The sequence below is a fragment of the Nocardiopsis sp. N85 genome (assembly GCF_028882275.1).
Lineage (GTDB): Bacteria > Actinomycetota > Actinomycetes > Streptosporangiales > Streptosporangiaceae > Nocardiopsis > Nocardiopsis lambiniae.
In genome coordinates this window covers 1-1,076 of record NZ_JARBUT010000046.1, presented here as the reverse complement: position 1 = coordinate 1,076, position 1,076 = coordinate 1, and the positions used below count along the sequence as shown (strand labels likewise).

Annotated in this window: 1 protein-coding gene; it reads right to left on the bottom strand. The window is 61.8% G+C overall.

Going from position 1 to position 1,076, the window contains the following annotated elements; genetic code table 11:
- A partial coding sequence (gene clpX / locus PWG71_RS28610) for an ATP-dependent Clp protease ATP-binding subunit ClpX (RefSeq protein WP_274813186.1) occupies positions 1-1,076 on the bottom strand: 1,076 nt, incomplete at both ends.

Below are 1,076 nucleotides of genomic sequence, written 5' to 3'. Positions count from 1 at the left end.
CGATCTGGGCGCGGGGCACGATCGTGGGATTGACGTTGTCGATCACCGTCTCCCGCGCGATGATCACCCGACCCACATCCTCACGCGAGGGCACCTCGTACATCACCGACAACAACACCTCCTCGATGATCGCCCGCAACCCCCGAGCACCCGTCCCCCGAATGATCCCCTGCTCCGCGATCGCCTCCAACGCCTCCGGCGTGAACTCCAACCCCACACCGTCCAACTCGAACAACCGCTGATACTGCTTCACCAACGCGTTACGCGGCTCCGTCAGAATCCGGATCAACGCCTCACGATCCAGATCATGCACACTCGTGATCACCGGCAACCGACCGATGAACTCCGGGATCATCCCGAACTTCAACAGATCCTCCGGCATCACCTCACCGAACCCGCCCCCGACCAACTCCTCCTTGGACCGCAACACCGCGTTGAACCCCATCCCCTGCCGCCCCGTCCGCGACTCGATGAGCTTGTCCAACCCCGCGAACGCACCACCACAGATGAACAACACGTTCGTCGTGTCGATCTGAATGAACTCCTGATGCGGATGCTTGCGCCCACCCTGAGGAGGCACACTCGCCGTCGTCCCCTCCAAGATCTTCAACAACGCCTGCTGCACCCCCTCACCCGACACGTCCCGGGTGATCGAGGGGTTCTCGCTCTTACGCGCGACCTTGTCCACCTCGTCGATGTAGATGATCCCCGTCTCGGCCTTCTTCACGTCGTAATCGGCCGCCTGGATCAACTTCAACAGGATGTTCTCCACATCCTCACCGACGTACCCCGCCTCCGTCAGCGCCGTCGCGTCGGCGATCGCGAACGGCACGTTCAAGATCCGCGCCAACGTCTGCGCCAACAACGTCTTACCCGACCCCGTCGGACCCAACAACAAGATGTTGGACTTGGCGATCTCCACATCCTCACCACCGGGACGCTCACCCTCCGAACGCACCCGCTTGTAGTGGTTGTACACCGCCACCGACAACGCCTTCTTGGCCTGATCCTGACCGATCACGTACGAGTCCAGGAACTCGTAGATCTCCCGAGGCTTGGGCAACGCGTCCCAGGAG